The sequence below is a fragment of the Deinococcus aquatilis DSM 23025 genome (assembly GCF_000378445.1).
Lineage (GTDB): Bacteria > Deinococcota > Deinococci > Deinococcales > Deinococcaceae > Deinococcus > Deinococcus aquatilis.
The window spans coordinates 1-21,525 of sequence record NZ_KB899697.1; the positions used below are offsets into that span (position 1 = coordinate 1).

13 protein-coding genes and 1 pseudogene are annotated in these 21,525 nt (G+C 58.6%); 9 read left to right on the top strand and 5 right to left on the bottom strand.

The annotated features are described in order from the left end of the window. The 3 genes and pseudogenes from F561_RS0102435 to F561_RS0102445 all read left to right on the top strand — a co-directional run. Positions 1 to 263: pseudogene (locus F561_RS0102435) on the top strand (IS4 family transposase); the annotation flags it as partial. A gap of 226 nt (positions 264 to 489) precedes the next feature. Further along, complete coding sequence (locus tag F561_RS0102440) at positions 490 to 2,154, top strand: sensor histidine kinase (protein WP_157451495.1); 1,665 nt, start codon at positions 490 to 492, stop codon at positions 2,152 to 2,154. A 118-nt stretch (positions 2,155 to 2,272) separates the two neighbouring features. Then, positions 2,273 to 2,710 (top strand): response regulator, encoded by a 438-nt coding sequence (locus F561_RS0102445; RefSeq protein WP_019008349.1) that lies wholly within the window; start codon positions 2,273 to 2,275, stop codon positions 2,708 to 2,710. Positions 2,711 to 2,772: 62 nt separating this feature from the next. Here F561_RS0102445 and F561_RS0102450 read toward each other — a convergent pair whose 3' ends face one another. The 3 genes from F561_RS0102450 to F561_RS0102460 form a co-directional block, all read right to left on the bottom strand. Next, complete coding sequence (locus tag F561_RS0102450; RefSeq protein WP_019008350.1) at positions 2,773 to 3,609, bottom strand: alpha/beta fold hydrolase; 837 nt, start codon at positions 3,607 to 3,609, stop codon at positions 2,773 to 2,775. 136 nt (positions 3,610 to 3,745) lie between these two features. Further along, positions 3,746 to 4,990 carry a VanW family protein gene (locus F561_RS0102455; protein ID WP_019008351.1) on the bottom strand — a complete coding sequence of 415 codons (1,245 nt, stop codon included), beginning with the start codon at positions 4,988 to 4,990 and terminating at the stop codon, positions 3,746 to 3,748. A 177-nt stretch (positions 4,991 to 5,167) separates the two neighbouring features. Beyond that, complete coding sequence (locus F561_RS0102460; RefSeq protein WP_019008352.1) at positions 5,168 to 5,647, bottom strand: fasciclin domain-containing protein; 480 nt, start codon at positions 5,645 to 5,647, stop codon at positions 5,168 to 5,170. A 443-nt stretch (positions 5,648 to 6,090) separates the two neighbouring features. Between F561_RS0102460 and F561_RS0102465 the strand changes: the two genes are divergently transcribed. Then, on the top strand, positions 6,091 to 6,690 hold the full coding sequence (locus F561_RS0102465; RefSeq protein ID WP_026298548.1) for a DUF2239 family protein: 600 nt from the start codon (positions 6,091 to 6,093) through the stop codon (positions 6,688 to 6,690). 3 nt (positions 6,691 to 6,693) lie between these two features. Here F561_RS0102465 and F561_RS0102470 read toward each other — a convergent pair whose 3' ends face one another. Continuing rightward, a complete protein-coding gene (locus F561_RS0102470) occupies positions 6,694 to 7,764 on the bottom strand; it encodes a sulfite oxidase (RefSeq protein ID WP_157451496.1) in 1,071 nt (356 codons plus the stop codon). 612 nt (positions 7,765 to 8,376) lie between these two features. On the opposite strand from F561_RS0102470, the gene F561_RS0102475 reads away from it, so the two are divergent. Then, positions 8,377 to 9,900, top strand: coding sequence for a DEAD/DEAH box helicase (locus F561_RS0102475; protein WP_019008355.1), 1,524 nt, complete (start codon positions 8,377 to 8,379; stop codon positions 9,898 to 9,900). A gap of 187 nt (positions 9,901 to 10,087) precedes the next feature. Here F561_RS0102475 and F561_RS0102480 read toward each other — a convergent pair whose 3' ends face one another. Further along, on the bottom strand, positions 10,088 to 11,038 hold the full coding sequence (locus tag F561_RS0102480) for a tyrosine-type recombinase/integrase (protein ID WP_019008356.1): 951 nt from the start codon (positions 11,036 to 11,038) through the stop codon (positions 10,088 to 10,090). 416 nt (positions 11,039 to 11,454) lie between these two features. On the opposite strand from F561_RS0102480, the gene F561_RS0102485 reads away from it, so the two are divergent. The 4 genes from F561_RS0102485 to F561_RS24580 all read left to right on the top strand — a co-directional run bounded on the left by F561_RS0102485 (position 11,455) and on the right by F561_RS24580 (position 21,262). After that, positions 11,455 to 15,087 (top strand): PAS domain S-box protein, encoded by a 3,633-nt coding sequence (locus tag F561_RS0102485; RefSeq protein ID WP_019008357.1) that lies wholly within the window; start codon positions 11,455 to 11,457, stop codon positions 15,085 to 15,087. Positions 15,088 to 15,640: 553 nt separating this feature from the next. Then, positions 15,641 to 16,039: a hypothetical protein gene (locus tag F561_RS0102495; protein ID WP_019008359.1), complete on the top strand. Its 399-nt coding sequence runs from the start codon at positions 15,641 to 15,643 to the stop codon at positions 16,037 to 16,039. A gap of 312 nt (positions 16,040 to 16,351) precedes the next feature. Then, a complete protein-coding gene (locus F561_RS0102500; RefSeq protein WP_019008360.1) occupies positions 16,352 to 19,081 on the top strand; it encodes a PAS domain-containing sensor histidine kinase in 2,730 nt (909 codons plus the stop codon). Between the two features lie 780 nt (positions 19,082 to 19,861). Next, positions 19,862 to 21,262, top strand: a complete 1,401-nt coding sequence (locus F561_RS24580) for a sensor histidine kinase (RefSeq protein WP_019008362.1) — start codon at positions 19,862 to 19,864, stop codon at positions 21,260 to 21,262. Positions 21,263 to 21,525: the final 263 nt, after the last annotated feature.

The following is a 21,525-nucleotide window of genomic DNA, read 5'->3' on the forward strand; positions in this document are numbered from 1 at the left end:
CCCACATGACGCTCCACGATCACGTGGAGCGCCTACTCTGCCTATTGACCCTGGCGTACGTCTGGTGCGTGCTGGTGGGGGTTCTCCAAACCTGCACTGTGAAGGCGCACGGTCGGCGAGCCTGGAGTGTGGTGACGCTGGGCCTCCGGACCCTCGTGCGGACGTTCGTCTGCATCCACGAGCGTGGGGAGGCGGAAGCCCTGCAACTCATTGGGCTTTTGAAATCCAGCCAGACGCTCAATTCAGAAAGTGTCGGGTACTGAGCTTGATGGGTCGTCATTTGCGACACTTGCCATCAAGTGCTTCTTTTTATGACTTATAGCGATAAATGAATGAACTGGGCAATACGGAGAAAGGAGCCACCGGAATTCTGTTTCCCCCGTGGTTCCTTTCGCCGTACTGCGTGCTTAAGAGCTGTGACGTGATATTTATCTCAAATCACTAAAAAAGTACAGCGCAGGCGACAGTATTATTTTACACTTCCCGAGAATGACCGTTCGGGATGATGCTACCAACACCCCTTCCTCACAACAGGGAGAACATAGAAGCGGAGTTTTGGCGTATGCGTCTCCGGGGGAACCGCTGGCTGCATTCATCCTGCGGCCTTTCTGGTTGCCTTTGTTACTGCTGCTGGGTGTAGGAATCTCGGTACTCGTGGCTGTGGACCGTAATGCCCGCAGCGCCATGCTGGTCAGGGAAGCGCAGGCGCGGCTGACCCTGATCACGACCTTGCTGCGCGACACCGCCGATCTGGAGCGCGGGCAACGTGGGTTCATCATTACCGGGATAGAGTCTTTTTTGCAGCCCTACACGATTACCAAGAAAAACCTTCCCGACCACATTGAGGCGCTACGTAAATCGAGTGTCACCGATCAGCAACGGGTGAATTTAAACCGCGTGGCTCTGTTGATCGTCACGTGGGATCGTCAGGCGGCCATGCCCGAAATTTCGGCCCGCCGAGAATCACTGACCAATGCCGTGCAGCTCGTCAGCGACGGCAGTGGCAGGCGCACTCTGGACGAGGCGCGTCAGACGCTGAATGTCATGCAGACCCGAGAAAATGCCCGCCTGAGTGCGGCTTTGGAATCGAGTACCCTGACCCTGCGCAACGTGCGGGCCGTAACGCTGCTGGGGTTGTTCCTCAGCATGCTGCTGCTGGTTCTGACAGCACTGAGAACCGCCAGAACCGTGGCAGGGAATGTGCAGGACGTGACGGCGCGGGCGCGGCATATGGCGGCGGGTCAGTACAATGACCGCCTGCCGCCGACGCCACTGCTGGAACTGCGTGAATTGGGTCAGCAATTTCAAATTATGGCCACTGCGGTACAGGAGCGCGAACGGACGCTTATCACCACCAACGCTGCTCTGGAGCGCAGCAACCGCGAGTTGGAGCAGTTTGCCTACGTCGCCAGCCACGACCTTCAGGAGCCGCTCAGAACCATCGGCAGCTACACCGAACTGTTGTCGAGACGGTATACAGGCAAACTTGATGAGCGGGCCGACCAATATATTGCCTTCACTATTTCGGCCACCCAGCGCCTCAAGTATCTGATTCAGGATCTGCTGGCCTACTCCCGCGTACGCCAGGGCGGGCGTAACTTCAGTGCCGTCAATACTGCCGAACTCGTCAGTCAGGTGCTGGAAGACCTGCAACTTCAGGTACAGGGCGCACAGATTCAGGTTGGCCCTCTGCCGACCGTCTGGGGAAATCCTGAACTGCTGCGGCATGTGTTTCTCAATCTGATCGGCAATGCCCTCAAGTTCCGTGCAGAGGGACGGCCTGCTCAGGTAGAAATATCGGCGCAGGACGACGGCACCTGCTGGACCATTCGCATACGGGATAACGGGATTGGGATAGAGCCTCAGTACCACGACCGAATTTTTGGAGTTTTTCAGCGCCTGCACGGGCCGAACGAGTATGAAGGCAGCGGTATCGGTCTGGCCGTGACCCGTACAGCTCTGGAGCAGCACGGCGGTACCCTCAGTCTCAGCAGCGTTTTCGGTCAGGGCAGCACTTTTTCTTTCACCATCCCGCACGCCGCAGCCCAGCTCTCCGCGCACGCTCTGGCAGAGGCCCGGTCTGTTCCCGCTGATCCGGCTCTCCGCGCAGACCGCCCCACGCCCAGCACTCCCGAGCCACCCCCCGGCACCTAAATTTCTGCTCTCAGTCGGCTAGAATATATTGTGATGTGTTCGGTCACCCGCCCTCGCTGCACCAGGCTTCGGCGCACCAGTAAAATCCAGGCAGTCCACTTTCCGTTCAGGAGTACGTATGAAGTCCATTGAAATTTTACTGGTCGAAGACAATCCCGCCGATGTCATGCTGACCGAAGAAGCGTTCACGGAAGCCGATTTTCCCCACCGCCTCCATGTCGCCAAAGACGGCGTCGAAGCTCTGCGTTTTTTGCGCAGAGAAGACCACTATGCCGGTCAGCCCACCCCGGACGTGATTTTGCTGGATCTGAATATGCCGCGCATGAGCGGGCTGGAAGTGCTGGACATTCTGAAGCTCGATCAGTATCTGCGTAATATTCCGGTGATCGTCCTGACCACGTCCAGGGCTGAAGGCGATATCTGGCGCAGCTATAACCTGCATGCCAACGCCTATATCCCCAAACCGGTGACCATCAGTGAATTTGTGGAAGTGATCAAATCATTCGAGACCTTCTGGTTCTCGATTGTGGCGCTGTCTCCCAAAGCCAAGCCGTAACCCTGCACCAAGAGGAGAGGCGCGGAGCCTTTTTTGTGCTCCGCGCCTCTCCTCTTTTTTGTTCAGGCCCGCTTCAAAAAGTTCAGCAGTGCGGCGTTGAGTTCCTCAGCATGTGTCCAGCCCAGAGCGTGTGGGCCGTCCTTGATGACCACCAGCTCGCTGCCTGCGATCATCTGATGGAGGCGTGCTCCCGTTGCTTCCAGCGGCAAAATCCGGTCGGCGTCGCCGTGAACGATCAGGGTCGGGACATCGATCCGGGCCACATCGGCGCGGAAATCGGTCAGCCACGCCGGAACGCAGGCGAGAGTGGCGCGGGCCGAGGAACCCACCGCCACATTCCAGCTGGCCTGCAAGACTTCATCGCTGACACGGGTGCCTTTCAGGACGTCAGCGTTGTAGAAATTTTGAAAAAATTGTTTGAAGAAGGCTGGACGGTCTGCGCGAATGGCGTCCATGATGCCCTCGAACACGCTGCCGTCCACTCCTTCTGGGTTCTCTGATGTTTTAAGGAGATACGGGGCGATGGGCGCAGCAAAGACCGCCTTCTGAATCCGGGCGGAACCGAATTTGCCCAGATAACGGGCCACCTCTCCGCATCCCATAGAGAAACCCACCAGAATCACGTCGCTCAGGTTCAGGTGCGCCAGCAGATGCTCCAGATCAGCAGACAGCGTGTCATATTCGTACCCCACCGAGGGCTGACTGGAAGCGCCGAAGCCCCGGCGGTCATAGGTGATGACCCGGTACCCTGCGTCCAGCAGCGCCGCTTCCTGCCGTTCCCACGAATGCCCATTCAGCGGGAAGCCGTGAATCAGGACGACTGGTTGCCCCGTGCCGTGATCCTCGAAATACAGATTGATGGGCTGCGCGTTTTCCTGACCGACAGTGACATAAGCCATAGGTATCCTCCTGATCTCTCAACATGAGTTTAGGCCTGTGAGCTGGCTGGGGCGTCATATTTTGTCTTGAACGTCCTATCACCTGCCCTTATTCTCCTTTTTTTGCCCCCTTGCCTTTTCGTCAAACTGGCGTCACTCACTGAACTCCCCTCAGGCGGGCGTCTCCCGGCGGCACGGCAAAGACGCCGCCCCAGGCCCGGTAACTGCTGGACAGACGCTCTTGGCGGGTGCGGCCATCGGCAAACTTGATCTGCCGGACAACCGAAACCTGTGCTCCCGCCGCAGGCATATCTATTCGGCGCACCGTGCCCGCTGCCATCTTGGAGTCGGCTATGAAGGTGGGCGGCGGCGCGGTGCGTGTACCGGACAGCTCAGGCGCACCAATCTGCACCTGTCTTCCGTCGGGGCGGCCAAACAGATGCACGCTCAGGCGGGCTGCCGGAATATCCCAGTCGGCCTGCACCAGCAAGACTCCGGCGGTATCGTTGCGCCAGCGCAGATTTTTGGCGGGGGCGTACACGGCAGCGTCCAGGCCCGGAGCGCCGTAATAACCCACCTGATAGGAGTGCGCGTGCCTTTCGGTGATGGGCAGTCCGGCGCGGAAGGCCGCCCGAAAAACCGTGGTGCTGACCTGACACAGACCGCCCCCGTCTTCCACACTCAGGGTATTACCTGTCACCACATAGCCCTGCCGAAAGCCTGTTCCTGCGCTGATCGGGCCGATAGAGGCGTTGAAATTGAACTCGGCACCGGGAGCAACCCACCTGCCATGGACCCGGCTGGCTCCTACACGCACATTTTCTATCCGGAAGTCAGGACTGCCCGCAAACGACGATTCACCTGTGCCCAGATACGCCAGCCCCTCGGCAGCGGCCCAGGCCACGTTGCGCGGCGGGGCCACCAACCTGACCGACAGGGCGCTGCGTGAATCACCTCGCTGCACAGCCCGCAGTAATGCCGCTTCGGTGGCGGCCCGGTCTACCTTCCAGCCTGTCTGGGCCTGAGCGATCCAGCGTTTGCCCTGCCGAAAGAAGCGCAGTTCGCGTGGCTTACGGGCCTCTATCTGATCGTAGAGCGGCATCAGCGCAGGCCGCAGCAGGTCTACACTCCCAGCAGTCTTCACCTGGCTTACCTGCTGGGTACTGAGGGGCAGGGTCAGCGAGCGGTGTACGAGTGGGCGCGAGATCTGCCCTCCCGACAGGACGGGTTCCGGGACGCTCCAGAGCAGCTGAATGTTGGTGGGTTGCGGCACCGTTTTGGGGGCTTTCGGAGGTGCGGCAGCCTTCAGAGGGGCAGTAGGCGGAAGGGTGGCATTGGACGTTCCCGAAGTTTGCGGGGCCGGACGGCAGGCCACCAGCGCCCCGAGGAGAAGCAGGGCCATCAGGGAACAGGGAACGGTCTGGAACGATAGGCGCATAAATTGGACTCTCTCAGGGGGAAAAACAAACGTTTCTGGGAATAGAGACCGAGCGTATGCTCAGAACAAATCTCCAGAGATGAAAAAGGGGAGAAACAGCCTGCTGGCCGCCGCTCCCCCGCGTGATGACTGCTGGTTGCCTCAGGGCATCAGCACCGTGTCGATGACGTGGATGATGCCGTTGCTGGCCGCAATATCGGTCTGCGTGACCGTCGAGTCGTTAATGGTGACCGTGCCGCCGTTGACCGCGATGGTCACGTTGGCTCCGTTCACGGTCTTGGCCGTGCTGAGATTCACCACTTGGGCGGCAGTGACCCGGCCCGGTACCACGTGATACAGCAGCAGAGCTTTCAGTGCGGCGGGGTCGTTCAGCAGGGCGTTCAGTTGATCCTGCGGCACCTTGGCAAACGCGGCATTGGTAGGCGCGAACACCGTAAAAGGTCCGGCGCTGCTGAGCGTGCTTGCCAAGCCTGCGGCCTGCACAGCGGTCAGCAGCGTGCTGAAGTTCGGATCGTTGGCAACGATTGCGGCAATCGTATTGCCCGTAGGAACGGCGCTACCGCCTCCTGCAAAAGCAGGCGTGGCAAACATCAGAGCGGTCAAAACAAAAATTTTCTTCATAGTCAAACCTCCGTAAACAAGACAAGTCGCCCTTTTGATAGAAAGGGATGCCAGATTGAAAGAAATAAACTGTCAGGCCACCAAGTTGTCTGATCTGCTGACAAAGGCAATTTAATTGCCATTCTCGGCTGTCAAAGTACGCCCCGGTACAATGAGATACTTCTGAGAATTCGATATGACTTTAGAGTTGGGTCAGTATAGGTAGAGATAGAGGATTAAAATCGACTGAATGAGTTATTTTCGACGGCAAATTAAGTGGAAGTTACGATTGCAAGAGCCTAAAATGCAGTGGCCCACTAGGCTCACATGTGATCTCTGCATCCGTCATACAGAATCCGAGAGACCGCCTGCTCTCCTGTACGAGGCAACGCCCTGATGCCCTAGGCCATTTATTCTACCCGGATGATATTGACATCCGTATTTTACCCGGATACTATCCTCGTATGGATAAATTGCCTGTTTATACGGCTTTTGACGGCACACACCACCTCCTCACAGGTACGCTCCGTGAGGTATTGACTCATCTCAAAACCCAGGAGGAATCGCTCGACGGCGGCTCTCCGGTCCTGATTTTTGAAGCCCACAGCGGGCGGCAGGTCGATTTTAATTTGCGCGGCACGCTGTCCGAGGTGTTGGAACGTGAAGCGCCGCTTCCTGTTGCAGCTGCCAAGGCTGGCCCCGGACGGCCCAAACTGGGCATCGTTTCACGCGAAATCTCTTTGTTGCCCCGGCACTGGGCCTGGCTTGAACAGCAACGCGGCGGGGCGTCGGCCACCCTGCGCCGCCTGGTCGATGAGGCACGTAAAGAGAATCCCGGTCAGGAGCAAATCCAGCAGGCCCAGACCGCCACCGACCGCTTCCTGGGTGTGATGGCTGGAAATCTGCCGCATTTTGAGGCCGCATCACGCGCCCTGTATGCCCGCGACCGGGCTGCATTCAGTCAGCACATCGCCCAGTGGCCCGGTGATATTCGGGCTTACGCCCTTCAACTGGCAGCACCTGTTTTTGCGGATCACTCTATAGAAGCCGCTCCGTCCACCTGACCCTCACTCCAGCGTGACGGTGATGGGCAGTGGGAAGGTGATCATGTATTTTCCCCGCCCTGGCTCGTGCCCGCTGGGTTGGGTGTGGCCTGCCGAGTCGGTGGCGCGGGCCAGCAGAGTCACCTTGCCGGGAGTGCCGGGGGTCTGCCAGAGGTAATGCCAGCGCCGCCACACATGAGTTTCCGGGGGATCGGTAAGTTCGGCCTCGGCCCAGGTCAGGCCGCCATCTGTGCTGACCTCCACCCGTACGATGTCGGCTTCACCTGTCCAGGCCGCGCCTGTGATGTCGTAGGGTTGTCCGGCAGCCACGTATTCGTCTATAGCAGGCCGGGCAATCTGGGCCTTGACCTGCATCACCGAAAGCGGCGTCATCTGGGGCGACAGGGGGCCGCTCTGATCCCAGTACGAATAGTCCAGCGTCTGGAAAAACCCCTGAAACGGCGTTTGAGTTACGTGAATCTCGGTCAACCATTTCACCGAGGCCATGCCGTACCATCCCGGTACGATGGCCCGCAACGGAAAACCGTGTTGGGGTGTCAGGGCTTCACCGTTCATGGCATAGGCCAGCAGCACGTCGTCCTGCGCTTTGCCCAGCGGCACACTGCGCTCATAGGCGATGATCCCCGGCGTTCTGGCGGGTTCATGCAGACAGCCCCGGTCGGCGCCGCACAGCACCGCTTCCCGTGCCCCTGCTTGTAGCCCTGCCCGCTCCAGCACGGCACGCAGCGGCACACCTGTCCACTGTGCGGTACTCACTGCTCCCAGTTCCCAGGCCACACCCTCTACCTTCGGTGTCAGAAAGGATCGGCTGTTGCCCGCACACTCCAACGTAACTGTGACTGTGCGCGGGGTCATGGCCTGCAGGTCGGCCAGCGTCAGCCTCAATGGGCGCTCAATCAGTCCACCAACCTGCAGGCACCAGTCGGCGGCGTTCAGTTCGGGCACCGGAAAATGACTGCGGACATAGAACTGTCCAGACGGTGTCAGACGCTCCGACAGGGTATGAAACGGAAATTCCAGATTGGCCGGACTGTCTTGCCGAACGATCATTTCTGACCCGTGGGGCGTGGGCATAGATCTACTCCAGAGCAGGGGTCGCCAGGAAGGCACCCAAAGAGAAACTTCATCCGTGCGCCGAACGCGGCACCGAATCCCGTAGGTCAGCAGTTGAGGCCTTCATTAAACAACGAATCGGCCTCAACAACGAATTGGTTCGGGGAGACCCGCTCCAGTGACAGCAAAACACCGACGGCAAAATCAACAGGCCAGAGCCTCGAGTACAGATTCGGCACGCTTCCTGCCGCGTCCCTCAGACAGTCACGCTGCTTTCCTGGCTCAATGGGATACAATGATCCCTGTGAATCCCCGCGATTGCGGGTGGCGTTCAGCCCCGGTGCCTCCAGTCGGTCTCCAGACCATGGGCATCAAGACAGTAGTTGCGCTGAAAAGATATTGTTTCTGGCCTAGATTCTCTCTTTATCGATCCTGCGGTTTCTGATCTGTTTTGCCTCATTGCTGGCAGGGGTCTGATCGGAAATGCGGTGTGTGGCGAGTCTTGCTGCGCGGTTGGGCCTCTCAGGCGGGGTATTCAACGTTCTACCCTTTACGCCTGCGGCCCCTGCCTGACGCCGCATCCATCCATGCCCCCACCCAGCTCAGGCCGGGTGCGCTGGCTCAGGAAACCTCATGACCTATAACCGCAACGCTTCATCTGCCCGTACTTCATCCAACCAGAATTCAGGCAACGCCGCCACGCTGGAGCGCCCCGCGCAGCCCGTGGCGTGGCAGACCCTGCTGGGTGGCCGCACCCCCACACCCGTTCAGGCTGGAGCCATTCCCGCACTGATGGACGGCCAGGACGTTATCACCACCGCCCGCACTGGCAGCGGCAAAACGCTGGCTTTCCTGATTCCTGCCGCCGCCCGTGGAATCGGCATGGGCACCACACGCGGTATGCGCCCCGAAGTCCTGGTGGTCACGCCCACCCGCGAACTGGCCGTCCAGATCCGTGACGTGGCCCGCGAACTGGGCATGTCGGCGGGCCGAATTACGGGAGGCATCACGCCCTCGCAGACCCGCAGCGAGGCGACTGGCAAGGGCCTGATCGCCGGAACCCCCGGACGCCTCAAAGACCTGATCAGCCGTAACGAACTCAGCCTTGCTGGACTGAAATACGTGGTGCTGGACGAAGCCGATGAACTCCTGTCGCTGGGCTTCCTGAAGGATGTGGGCGACATTTTGCGGGCGGCCAAAGGTCAGGCGGCTCAGGCGCAGGCCGAACACCGGGGCCGCACTGGGGCGCGTGCTCTGCAACTGGCGATGGCCTCGGCCACCTTTCCGGCAGCCATCCGCAACATTGCCGAACAGTTCATGCACGAGCCAAAGCGCATCGACATCGCCCCTGACCGGGCGGCCCTCTCTGCCGAGCAGGGTGGCAAAACCGATCAGGACGTGATGGGCGGAGCCACCGGAGCCACCCACCTGCTGATCAACGTGACGCGGGGCAACGTGCTGGAGGTGGCGGCCAACCATGCCCGCGAAGCCCTGCGCGAACCCGGCGGCTGCGTGGTCATTTTTTGCCGCACCAAGGCCCTCGTCAAGCGCCGCGCCGAACATCTGGCCGATCTGTTGCCCGGCGATACGGTCAGCCCGCTTCAGGGCAACATGGATCAGAAAAAGCGCGAGCATGTGATGGGTCTCCTGCGGAACGGGAAATCGCGCGTGCTGATCGCCACCGACATTGCCGGACGCGGTATCGATCTTCCCGAAGTGCGCCTGGTGATTCATATGGACGTGGCCTCCACTTCCGAAAACCATGTCCACCGTTCGGGCCGTACGGCGCGTGCAGGTCAACCCGGAACCAATCTGGTGCTCCTGATTCCCGAACAGCGCGGTCTGTGGCAGGGCGTGCGGCGCGGATTGCCCGCTGCCCTGCAACCCCCGCTGACCAACGAAGAGGGTCAGATCGACCGTGAAATTCAGGAAAAACAGGGCGGCAACGGTGGTAGCGGCGGCCAGGGCCGTGGCGCACGCGGCAGTCAGGGTGGTGGACAACAGGGCGGTGGGCAGCGAGGCCAAAGCCAGGGCCGGTCACAGCAGGGCGGTCAATCGTCCGGTCAGGGTCAAGGTCGTTCGGGCAGTTCGTCTCAGGCCGCAGGCGTCGGCGCGGGCCGGGTCGGGCCACAACGCGCCCGCCGTGGCCGAAACTGAGCAGCAGCTCAAATTGATTTACCCTTGTGGATGATGGAGAGGCAGGCTTAGTTGGGCCTGCTTCTCTATTTTTTATTTGATTTACATAGGAATAACTTAAATAAGCCAGAACCAGCACGATGCATAGCGTACCGGATGGTTGAGTAGTGCAGACCTCCTACCCACAGTAGCCCGCTTCTTTCCTCCGCTAGAAAAACTCCACCTCGCTCGCCACATCGTCATCCTGCACCGCCACATATCGCCGGGTCGTATCGACGCTGCTGTGTCCCAGAAATAGACCCACCCGCGTAAAGTCCCGTGTGGCGCTATACAGGCGCGTCCCCGAGTGCTTGCGGGCTGCGTGGAAACCTCGCCAGACGTGCCCGTATCCTGCGGCACGGAAAGCTTTCTGCATCTGGTACGTGGCCTGTGCGTAGTTCCAGTCGAACAGTCGGCCATCTGTGGATACTGGGGGAAGCCCTGCCAGAGCCGCCCGTACCCGTTGACCGAGGGGCACGCGGCGTATCTTTCCGCCTTTGCCGTGAACTGTCAGGCGTGCGCCCTCTATCTCTGTGAGTTTCAACCCCAGTGCTTCACTGACCCGCAGACCTGCGTGAGCACAGAGCAGCAGCAGGGCGGCCAGTCTGGGTTCACACTGCGCCAGTACCGCATCTATTTCTGCCATGTAGGGCGGGTTTTTCACGATGCCGGGGGTGGGGTCGGGCGGGACGTGAGCATCCTCGAAAGGCTGCGCCTCGGTGGCCCCTGCCCAACGCAGTGCACGGTACAGTGCCCTGACTCCGGCCACGTACTGCGCGACTGTAGATGCTGACAGCGTGCCCGTCTTGCCGCGCCCCAGCGTAGGCCGGGTCTGCAACTGGGCCACGTAACGGCCTCCGTCGCGCCGTCCGGGTCTGAGGAGCTGTACGCCGTTATCCTGTGCCCAGGGCACAAAATCGCGTACTGCCAGAGCGTAGGCATCCAGGGTTTTGGAGCTGGTGCGTGCCCCTTTACGGCTTGCAGTGGTCATATAGGCCCGTGTGATCTGCACCAGCATTTCGCCGTCGTAGGTGCTGGCGGCTTCCACGGCCCGCACCCGCAGAGCCTGATCAGTCAGGTTAGAAATGGCGAGCGTACCAGTGGCCCGGACCAGGCTCACAGCCGATGCCCCTGCACAGGCCAGCAATACCGAACAGGCCTGCCCAAGGCCAGCCGTCTGTCAAGTTGGATCATGGTTCAAGTCTACGCCCTGCAAACAATATTTTCAAACTAAGCCTTATTAGTGCGAAAACACAAAAGGGCTGAAGTGGTCCGCTTCCAGGACTGGCCTTATGCGGGGGTGGAGTCTCCCCAGGTCTTTTCCCCCTTGAAGAGATTGGGATGACCCTTCCTGACCTTCCTGTGAGGACAAGATTTTTTGGGGCTTCGGAAAGTTCTAGGTCAACTGGGATCGAACCGAGTTTGTATGGCCCCTTGAATGAGGACTTTTGGTGTGCGAGGCGCAATTTAAAGAAGGGAAAGAACTGCTAAGGATGACCTGTGGTTAGGCCTATTGTTGCGCTTTATTCTGATGGCATGCTCGAACAGTCCGGCACTTCCTTGGTGCGCCCGTCACTCAGCAAGCGCCTTCAGGATGTAACAGAACTTCTTGCCGCTGCTCGAACACAAGATGATGTTTTTGCCGTGATCCTCAGGCCTGCGCTTGAAGCCCTGGGCGCAATTTCGGGTACGGTGCTGCTGCTGAGTGCGGATGGACGCCGCCTGCTCCATGCCGTGACCGAGAGTGAAGAACATCGGCCCCTTCTCTGGCAAGACGGCCCGCTGGAGAGCAGTCTGCCAACCGGCGAAGCTCTTGCCCGGCACGTCCCACTTTTTTTTGAACATGCCGGGGCACTGACCGCCGCCTATCCTGCCATCCAGATCGGGCCGGATGTGGTGCCTCCGGTTGCTACGGCCATCCTGCCCATGTTCGAGGGTGAGCAGGCACTGGGCGTGATCGTGCTGGATTTCCGGCAGCCTCATCAGTTCACAGGTGATGAGAAACGCTTTCTGAGGACGCTCAGTGCTCAGTGCGGCATTGCCCTGGGGCGTGCCCGCCTGACCGCCGATTTGCAGCAGCAACTCCAGAACAGGACCCAGGCTGCCGATCAGGAGGCGCAGGTCTACGAAGCGTTTGTGGGGTTTGCTGGCGCACCCGGTACGCCAACTGATCCACTCGAACTTGTGCGGCAAGCCATTGAAGTTTTGCAGCAGCGTTTTGAAAATGGCAGCGTCATTTACTATGAAGCTGTAGGCGATCTCTGGAAGCCGCGCGTCTGGGGCGGTACTTTTGCCCCCGAGGTCTCCCCTCTGCTTACGGCAGACCTGTCCTCCACGCCACTGATTCGGAAGATGGTGCAGACCCGGCAACCGGTGATGATAGACGCCCGCAGTAGCGGGTGGGAAGAGGAGCACCCGCTGCATTTTCCCGGCAGTCCCGTGCAAAGCACCGTGAATGTGCCGCTGATCTTCGGCGATCCCGCGCAGGTTGGAGCCGAGGTACGGGGGATGCTGCTGATGGGCCTCAACAACATATGGCACTGGCAGGAAAGCGGCCGCAGACTCCTGATGGCCGTAGGGCGCGGCCTCAGTCTGGCACTTGAACGCGCTGAACAGGCCAGGCAACTGGAGGAAGAACGGGCCGCCCTCGACGCCTTCGTTGCCTTTGCCGAGGCTTCGGCGCTCAACACCGATGTGCAGACACTTGCTGGCCGTGCCGTGGAGGTGTTGTGCACGACGCTGGGCGCGGTCAATGCCGTGTATTACCAGCTGGAAGGAGATCTCTGGAAGGCAGCGGCGTGGTCCTCGGGATGTCCGCCAGAGATGCTGGTGGTGTTACAGGCCGGTATTCCCACCTCTGCCCCCAGCTTTGCCGAGGTCTCGGCCACCCGCGCCGTGATGTTTGTGCTAGGTTGGAAAGCCGAGCAAGAGGGTGTGCAGGAGGCTGAAAGTTTTGGTGCGGTCGCCCTGTATCCACTCTTCTTGCTGGACGCTCCATCTGACGCCCCGCCTCACGGCCTGTTGACGATGGGCACTCAGCGGGCGAGCAACTGGACAGACCGGGAGGCCCGCGTGTTCCGGGCAGTGGGCCGGAGTCTCTCGCTGGCCCTGGAACGGGCCGAGCAGACCCAGCGACTGGAAATCCAGAATGCGGAACTGGGTGCCCGTGCCCGTGCTCTGGAGGCGTTTGCCGATCTGACCCGCGATCTGTCTGCCGAAACTGACCGCTATGCATTGATCAAGCGGGCGCAGGAAGTGGTGATGTCGCTGCTTCCCCCCGGCTACGCGCTGTATTACGAGCGTGAGGATGGGCTATGGCGTAACCGGGTTCAGACAGGTCATCTGGGAAATTCGGGTTTGCAGGCGGCCATTGATGCCGGGTTCCCCTACGAGGTGCCTCAAAGCCTCGTGATCCCGTGGCAGACGCATCAGCCGTTCTATCAGGATGAATATGTTCGTGGCAGCGATACGGACGCCGCCCTGGTGCAACACGTCAATACAGCCGCGACCCTGAGAATCACCGTCGATGGGAACGGCATCGGGGTCATCTGTTTCGTGCTGTTCGGTTCGCGGCGTTGGACTCAGACCGATAAAGTGGTGATGGAGACGGTGGTTCGGAGTCTCGGAGTCGCTCTGGAACGTGCCGAGAGCGTGGCACATCTGGAAGCGAGAACCCGTGAAGTCAGTGAGTGGCGCGAACGTTATGAGGTGGCGGTGCGTGGTTCTGGACACATGTTGTACGACTGGAATCCCACCACGGATTCAATCCTGTACGGTGGTGCTGTCACAGAGATCACGGGTTACACCCCGGATGAGCTGGCTGGAGATCTGAGTGACTGGACGCAGCGCCTGATTCATCCAGACGACCGCGCCAGTTTCTCTGCAGAAATCAGGCGTGTGATCGAGCAAAACGATGAATTTCATCTGGCATTCCGGGTGGTGCATTCAGATGGCAGCGTGCGGCAGGTGGAGGACGACGGGTACCTGATCCACGATGAGGGTGGCCGACTGAGCCGAATGGTGGGCTTTTTAAAAGACGTGACCGAACAGAAACGGGCAGCCGAGGAATTACGCCGCGCGTCCCGATTCAATGAACTGATTCTGAACAATGTAGGCGAGGGATTAACTGGCGTAGACCTGGAGGGCCGAACGTCCTTCGTTAACCCGGCGGCTCTGGCGTTGCTGGGTTACACCGCGGATGAATTGATCGGGGTACCCCAACACCCACTGATTCATCACACCCGTGCAGATGGTTCGCCCTATCCCAGAGATGAATGCCCCATCTATGCAGCTTTTACCGATGGACAGGTTCGGACGGTACAGGACGAGGTGTTCTGGCGCAAGGATGGAACGAGTTTTCCAGTGGACTACACCAGCACGCCCATTCTGAATGAGGCGGGCGAAATCGAGGGTGCAGTTTTGGCTTTCCGGGATATCAGCGAGCGGCAGCTGGCGCAGGAGGCGTTGCAACACAGCAATGCAGAACTTCTACGCAGTAATGCTGAGCTGGAGCAGTTTGCCTATGTTGCCAGCCATGATCTTCAGGAACCTCTCCGTACCGTCACCAGTTTTTCGCAGCTGCTTGCCAGCCGTTACAGCGGAAAGCTGGATGCCAAAGCCGATACGTACATTCAGATGATTACCGGTGGTACAGACCGGATGGCCCAGTTGTTACAGGATTTGCTGACCTTTTCACGCGTAACCAGTGAGGCTCAGTTTTATGCCTCTCTGGATTCTGCCGCGCTCGTAGCTCAGGTCGTTCAAGATCTTCACGACCAGATTGCACGAACAGGGGCGCAGATTGATGTCGGCCCGTTGTTCCCTGTGGTGGGCGACGCTTCGCAATTGCGTCAGGTTTTTCAGAATCTTCTGGGAAATGCCCTGAAATTCAGTGGCCCGGAACGAAATCCGGCAGTCTACATCAGTGCCAGGGCGCAGGGTGACTGGATTGAATTCAGTGTAAGGGACAATGGAATAGGCATCGCTCCAGAATTCTTTGACCGCATCTTTACCATCTTTCAGCGCCTTCATACCAGAGATCAATATGAGGGCAACGGTATCGGTCTTTCGATTACCCGAAAGATTATTGAGCGTCATGGTGGGCAGTTGTGGTTGGATTCTTCATTGGGAAAAGGCACAACCTTCTTTTTTACCCTTCCCGTCGGTTGACGGTAAACCAGAGGCATTCAATAAAATCTATTACGGGTGTTTGGTAGTGATTTGAAATAGCATAGTGAGTATAACGTATCAATAGAGTTAAACATGGGTGCTTAATAACTACGTTTGTCTGTGATACCGATTGACTAGTAATGTCCTATTTCTCAGTTTGAAAACAGAAATATATAGACAGATAATTATCTGCCAGGGACAGTTATCACCCAGCATCTCAGGACCGCGTGGGTCAGGCACCCACTCTAGTTAAACAAATCTTAATAATACTCACCCTTCTTCTGTGGGTTATCCTGCCTGAAGTTGGTGCGTTTCGGTTCCAACAGCAGCGACCATCCGCAATGACTTTCCTGCCCCGCCCAGAGTTTGAGTTGATGGATCAAGTTGAGTAGGTCACCTTGATCTTTTGGAGAGACCGAGTAGAGCGAGGCCAGAAAAATGTACGTTGTATAGGGAATGAATTGGTTCTGGCGGTATTCCAAAAACGCTGCCGGGTTAGGTGTAATGTCCTTAGAAGCTTGTTCCTGTTCCCTTTGATGAGGCCGCTAGAAATATGAGTGATCCACTCCTGGATGTCCTGCGCCAAGCAGCGACCTGGCCCAAAGCGCTACACCGGGTTGCCAGTGCTGGTGGCGAACATTTTTTTGCTGGCTTTCATCGCCTCTTGCCGGGTGGAATGCCCTCCGACCCCCTGATTCACCTGTCTCTGGGTCCCAGTGGACAGGTCATCTGGCAAAAAGGCAGCGGCCCAGCGTTGGTCATGTATCTGCTGAACTGGGGAATGACTGAGGGATGGCAAATCCAATTTGAAATCGAGCAGGAATTTGATGAAACCGGGGATTGGGCTGTGTATACGGTTACTGTGGTCGGCGTAGGGCAATGCAAGGCTCGCGATCCACTGACGGCCACCTTGCAAAGTCTGGCCCAGGCCCAGTTACGCCAATCTGGGTAACCAGACGGTAGAGATGAACTCCGGCCTGAATAGCTCTGCTCACCTCGGGACTGGTTATGCCGGAGGGAACACACCGCAGATTGATCGGGCTGGGTAATGATCTCTGCTTTCGTAGGAAGCTGCGCAAAAGAGCTGTTGGAGCCTCACCTGATGAGCGCAGAGGCTCCGAATCGCTATTTCTGGTCGTGATCATTTCAATGATCTACGTTGTACTCTCAAAATTTTTTTAATAAACTCCATTGCTACTTAATAGGACCTCTGTCTGTTGCAAAAAGTGAGATTACTCTTTAGCGAGTGCGCTAAGGTGGGTTTATGTCTTTGCCGCAAACCAACGATACGCGTCTTCAGTTGGCTCTGAAGGCTGCGCGTCAGGGCGCGTGGGAATTCGATTTACGCAGCAATGCGGGTTACCGGTCTCCCGAACTTCGGGAACTGCTGGGCGTCCAGCAGGGTGACCCTTCATTGACTGACTATCTGGCCCATGTGGACCCCGCAGACCGGGCACGCGTGATACGGGCCTTTGGAGAACTCCGCAGCGGTGAGCGGGATGAATCGGTCTTGCAGTACCGCTTTTTGCGGGATGATCGGCAGGAACTCTGGGTAGAGCAGCATACCTTCGTGGAGCGGGATGAACTCGGCGAGGCGGTGCGGCTCTACGGTCTATCACGCGATATTACTGCCCAGAAGCAGACCGAGCAGGCCCTGCACGAGCTGAATGCCACCCTGGAGGCCCGCGTGACCCAGCGCACCCGGCAGCTGATCGAGGAACGGGCCGCGCAGGAGGCTTATGTGGCCTTTACCGAGGCAGTGGGAACCGAAACCGATGTGCTGGTGCTGGCGCGGCAGGCCATCGCCATGTTGCAGCTGCGTTTTCCGGGCGGCACGGTGGTGTATTACGCGCAGCAGGGCGAGCTGTGGCAGGCTCAGGCGTGGAGTGAGGACATCAGTGAAGAGTTGCTGGCGACCGTTGTGGGTGGACTGCCGACCAGCACTCCCCTGATCCGGAGTACCCTCGCTTCTGAGAACGGGTTTTTTACTGGTCAGTGGAATTCGGAACAGATCCACCACACCGAGGAGTACAGCGCCGCCGCAGGCTATCCACTCAGGGTCAACGGGAAGGTAAAACATCTGATGCTGTTTGGCCTCAAGGCCCCCAATGCCTGGAGCGACCAGGATCAGGCGCTGATTCGGGCAGTCAGCCGGAGCCTCAAGCTGGCGCTGGAGCGGGCCGAAGTGGTCACCGAGCTTGATCGCCGCACCCGTGATCTGGAACGCGCACGCAGGCAGGCCGAGGTGCTGGCCGTATTGGGGGAAGCGCTGCAACGCACCGTCACGCCCGATGAGGTGGCGGCGCTGGCCCTGGCACGCATAGGGCCTGCGATTCAGGCTCAGAGCATGTTGGTGGTGCGCCTGGAAGATGACCAGATTCACCTGCCGACCCTGTGGGGCGATACACCGGAAGCCATCATGAGGTACATGACGCGCCCCGGTCTGAAACTCGACGAGGCCCCGATCCTGCAACGTGTGGCCCAGACAGGACGCAGTGTCTATCTGGACAACTACCGCTCGGAACCGGGTACAGTCGCGTCGTTTCCGGCGCTGGCAGGAGCCGTGGAACCGATCCACCTGCCCGATCAGACGCTGGGGGGTTTTCTGGTGGCTTGGCGGCAGGAGGAATGCGGCGCGTGGCTGGAACATGAGCAGGATCTGCTGCGGCGGGCGGCCAATACGCTGGGCCTGGCGCTGGAACGGGCGGTACAGGCCCGGCACCTTCAGCTCAATAAGGCTGAGGTCGAGAGCCGGAATGCCGCGCTGGAGGCGGTGGCCCAGCTGTCCCGTGACCTGATGTTCGAAACCGACCGTTATCCGTTGGTGCGCCGCGCTCAGGACATCGCGCTGAGTCTGGTGCCCTCCGGATACGCCTCCTACTACGAACCCGAGGGCGATCTCTGGCGGCTGAAATCCCTGGCGGGAGAATTTGGCGACCCCCGCCTGGAAACGTTGGCGCAGGCTGGATTCCCCCTGGCAGTTCCCACGTTGATGACGCCCTGGAAGACCCGACAACCCTTTTTTCAGGACATGTATCAGCAGGGCCTCGATACATCGCCGGAAGTGGTGCAGCATATTCACGCCGTGGCCGCGTTGCCTCTGATGATGAACGAGGCTCCGGTGGGCATAGTGGTGGTGGCGCTCTTTGGTCAGCGAACCTGGACTTCCGTGGATAGGGCCGTCCTGGAGACCATCGTTTCTGGACTGGGATTGGCTGCCGAACGTGTAGAACAGGCGCGGCAACTGACAGCCCAGCGCGACGCCCTCAATCTACGGACACAGGCGCTGGGGGCGGCCAATGAAGAGCTGGAAGCTTTTGCCTACTCGGTTTCACACGATCTGCGCACACCTGTTCGGCATATCGCCAGCTTCAACGATCTGCTCAGAAAATCGCTGGGGGACAATCTGGATCCTAAGGTCGGACGTTATCTGGGCGTCATCGATCAGGCAGCCAGGCGCATGAATACCCTGATTGACGCCATGCTGGACCTGTCCCGCACTTCCCGCCAACCGCTCCGGCTGGGATTGGTGGACCTGGGAACGCTGGTGGCCTCTGTACAGATGGAAGTCAGTGCCGATGTGCAGGACCGTCAGATCGAGTGGAAATTGGGCCACCTGCCCTTGGTCATGGGTGACCTGGAGTTGCTCCGGCAGGTCATGCTGAATCTGATGTCAAACGCCGTGAAGTACACCGGCCCGCGTCCGGTGGCGCATATCGAGGTCTGGGCCGAGGAACGTCCCCAGGAATGGGCGGTGTTCGTGCGGGACGACGGGGTGGGATTCGATCCGCGCTACGGCAACAAACTGTTTGGTGTGTTTCAGCGCCTGCACCGACAGGAAGACTTTGAAGGCAACGGGGTGGGGCTGGCAAATGTGCGCCGGATTCTGGCCCGGCATGGCGGTCAGGTGCTGGCCGAGGGACGCCTGGGCGCAGGAGCCACCTTTTCCTTTACGCTGCCCAGGCCAGACACGGCAAACAATCAGGGCAGGTGAATGAAGCCCTTCTCTACGAACTGACCTGAGCGGCTTGCACAGGGGTGAGCCTGATACTGCTGGAAATAGAAAAGAGAAGACTGGATATCCCTGCCCAGTTCTACGCCGGGCATCTGCGGAGCATGAGTCATACAGAGTCATACAGTGCTTGGAACTCTGGGTTTCCTTTGGAGGGGCAGGCGGTGGCCGTATCTCAGGGAAGGGCCGACTGTACGGGAAGCCTACGGAATCCGTCTGACACGGACTTGTTCTGATTTCCGAACATCAGGGAAAGCGCCGATAGGGTTGTCCATCGTCGCCAGCCCTCATAGTGAACGGACGCCCACAAAGACGCCACTGGCTCTGCTGTGCAGTTCTGAGCGTCGGATGATTCTCGCGCAGTCTCGCCATCTGGGAACACAGCTCATGACGTGATGCCACCTCACCGGAACAACTGGAAACGGCGTGGAGTCCGCAGACGAATAAAAAATGCATGAACAGGATTTGGGAATAAAAGTTATCATATCTTACAGACAGTTCTATACTATAGACATCCGGATGGTCACGAACATGGAAAGGTCGGTATAGACCCCAGGAACGACCCATGATGCTGCGTTGCATGCTGCATTCACAATGTGACAGGTAGGATAGAACTGAGATGGTGTAGACCTTCTACCTCATTCTTCTGACAAGCTCGTCATCAGGATGACTGTGGGTCTGGGGCCATTCGGGGAAAACTGAATCCAGAGGGACCTCAGAGCTGAACGGTACTGAAAGACCAGGATCAGAAGGAGGGCGAGCATGAAAAAAGCTGACCAGGGTGCAGAAGTCGGAAAGGAAGCTGTCGATCCGGCGCTCCGTCTGGAAGCAGAGCGTCTGCTCGGTACAGTGCCTCCTCTGGATGTTCCTGAGCCTCCGGCAGCCCTGCGTCTGCATCTACAGACACAGGAACATGAACTTCAGGTTCGTCAGATTGAACTGGAGTTGCAAAATGAACAACTGCGTCAGACCAATCTGGAACTGGAATTAACGCGGAACAGATACACGGACCTCTTCCAACAGGCTCCTCTGGGATATTTCATGCTTGACCAGAGCGGCACGATTTTGGAGGTGAACACAACAGGTTGCACCCAGTTGGGCCTGACCCACGAGCGCCTGAACGGGCGGCGGCTACCTGTGTTTGTGCAGGAAAATTTTCGCACCCATTTTGCGGTGTTCTTGCGCCGTGTTTTTGAAACGATGCAGCCCTGCCGTGTCGAACTGACGCTCGTGGGTCAGGATGGGAAAAATTTTTATGCCCAGGTCGATGCTGTAGCGACTGCGGCCTCAGACGGGACTCCTTCTTATGCCCGTGCTGCCGTCATCGATATTTCGCCTCTCAAGGAAGCGCAGGAAGCCATCTCCTTGCTGAATGCTGTACTGGAAGAACGGGTGCAGGCCCGCATTGCCCAGATCCAGGAACTCAACGATGAGCTGGAAGCACTGGTGCAATCGGTGACGCATGACCTCCGTTTACCGCTGCAACAGATCAACACCTATGCCAGTCAACTTCAGGCGAAGGCCGAGGCCAGTGGCCTCCCGCCGCAGCAGGAGTTACAGCAGGTCCTGAGCGGCGTTGATCATCTCAATGAGCTGGTGGGAGCACTGTTCGCGTATTTCAAGGCTGGCCGCCAACGCGCCCGCTTTTTTCCTGTGAGTCTGGAACGGGTCATGGCTGATGTCCGCAAGAGCATGAAAAGTGAACTGCAGGCCCGGCAGGTCAACCTGACGCAAGACCCCCTGCCCACCATCTGCGGTGACAGCCGCACGCTGCACATGCTGTTTTCTCACCTGCTGGGCAATGCACTGAAATTTAGCCCACAGGACAGAACGGCGCAGATTCGAGTCATCTCGCAGGAAAACGAACGTGAATATCTGATCTGCGTGCGCGACAACGGCATAGGCTTCAACATGCGTCACAAAGACCGTATGTTTGGAATTTTCCAGCGACTGCATCAGGAACGGCAGGATGCAGGATTGGGTTTGGGGCTGGCACTGGTGCGGCGCATTGTCATGCGGCATGGCGGGCGTGTGTGGGCAGAGGGGAGAGAGGGCGAGGGGGCCAGTATCTGGGTGGCCTTCCCCAAAGGGCAGGGAGAGCACGGGCAGAAGGTTCATCAGGCCTTCGTGCAAGGCGGCACGGCTCCGCACCTCAAGCCATAATTTGCACAGATGAAATGAGTTCAGGCAGAACCCCTTGTCATTCCCTGACCTCAGAGGATCTGTACGAAGGAAAGTGCTGGAGGTCTTTTCCCCGATACTTTCCTTCTTCACACTGCTCTCCCAATTCGCTCCTTGCGTTCAGGCCAGGACGGGTACAACTGTTGATCGATCTTTTGAGAGGAACAACACTTCACGTTTCAGACATGAGGGTCAAATTAACTCATCTTTAACAGCTTTATGCAAGGCCAACATTTTTCACTTCC